Here is a 1,717-nt window from a genome sequence, read left to right on the forward strand (position 1 = left end):
TGATATGCTACCCTCATATAGGACAATGAAATATAAAAGTCCTATATGGGGGTATTTTCATGTCCAGAAAAAGCAAAATAGATCCAATAGTAAAGGTAAAAATAGTTGAGCAGTATCTTGATGGAGAGATTGGATTGAATCAGGCAAGTAAAAAAATTGGAGTCGCTTGTCCGAGTATTAGAAAATGGATTTCTATATACAAATGCAATGGACCAGCAGGTTTACTTAATCAACCTAAAAACAAGAGTTACTCAAAAGCACTAAAAACATCTGCGGTAAATGATTATCTTAATGGAATAGGCTCTCTTTATGATATTTGCTTAAAATACGAAATCCGGTCACAGACACAACTTTTGAAGTGGATTCAGGTGTATAATTCTGGTGGAATATTAAAAACGTCCACTGGAGGTGCTTGCATGAAAAAAGCAAAATCAACGACTTTTGATGAAAGATTAAAAATCGTTACAGAATGCCTTGCGAACGACAAGAATTATGGGGCAATGGCACTGAAATACCAATGTTCCTATCAACAGGTTTATAACTGGGTAAAACGATATGAAGAAATGGGAAGTAAAGGTCTGGAAGATCGCCGTGGTAGACGAGTCGGATCATTACCAAGTCGTACACCTGAGGAAGAATTACGTGATAGAATCGCTGAACTCGAAAGAAAAAATCTGGATTTACAAATGGAAAATGATCTGTTAAAAAAAGTCAGAGAACTGGAAAGGAGGGATCATTAACTTTAGTTCACCGTTTAGCCGCATATAAGGCAATCAAAGAATTATCTTCTGCCAAGGGATATCCAGTAGATAAACTTTGTAAGTATCTTAATATTACACGCTCTGCATACTATCACTGGCTAAAACATCCGAAAAGCAATAACGAATTGCAGAATGAAACGTTATCTATTGAAATTCAAAAGATACATAAAGAACATCCGGATATGGGATATCGTAGAATCCGAGATGAATTAGATGGACACAAAGGAATTCATGTGAATGATAAACGAGTCCTCCGCATCTGTAGAAAATATGATATAAAGTCAAATATTAAATGGAAACCAAAAAGCTGTACCAAGGGAGACCGAAATCCCGATCACATTTCCAAAAACTATTTACATCGGGATTTTCATGCAGATAAACCGAATGAGAAATGGCTTACCGATGTATCTGAGTTTAAATATTACAATGGAAATGAAGTACATAAGATATATTTGAGTGCCATTTTAGATTTATACGATCGAAGAATTGTAACTTTTAAAATAAGTGACCATAATGATAATCCATTAGTTATGAATACTTTTGATGAAGCAGTTCGCTTGGAACCTGATGCACATCCGCTCTTCCACTCTGATCGTGGATTTCAATATACAAGTGCACAGTTCTGTACCAGGTTAAAGAAACATCATATGAAACAAAGTATGTCCAGAGTTGCCCATTGTATTGATAATGGACCAATGGAAGGATTTTGGGGAATTCTAAAACGAGAGATGTATTACTGCCAACATTTCAATGATAGAACAACCTTAATTGCAGCTATAACCAATTACATCAATTACTACAATAACCAACGATTGCAAAGAAAGTTAAATGTGATGACACCAATGGAATATCATAATCAATATATAAAAGCAGCCTAAAAATATCGCCAGCCGTAAATCGGCTGACGATACAAAAATTTATTATTTTTTATTGTCCTCTTGACAGGTAGCACACCA

General features: G+C 35.2%; 2 protein-coding genes. Both read left to right on the top strand.

Annotation, left to right across the window (positions count from 1 at the left end; genetic code table 11):
• The first annotated feature begins 59 nt into the window (after positions 1-59).
• Entirely contained in the window at positions 60-740 is a 681-nt protein-coding gene (locus G4407_RS16430) for a helix-turn-helix domain-containing protein (RefSeq protein WP_201856693.1), read from the top strand.
• 32 nt (positions 741-772) lie between these two features.
• Positions 773-1,639, top strand: coding sequence for an IS3 family transposase (locus tag G4407_RS16435; protein WP_330586145.1), 867 nt, complete (start codon positions 773-775; stop codon positions 1,637-1,639).
• Positions 1,640-1,717: the final 78 nt, after the last annotated feature.

This window comes from Allocoprococcus comes (assembly GCF_013300725.1).
In the GTDB taxonomy this organism is placed as follows: domain Bacteria; phylum Bacillota; class Clostridia; order Lachnospirales; family Lachnospiraceae; genus Allocoprococcus; species Allocoprococcus comes_A.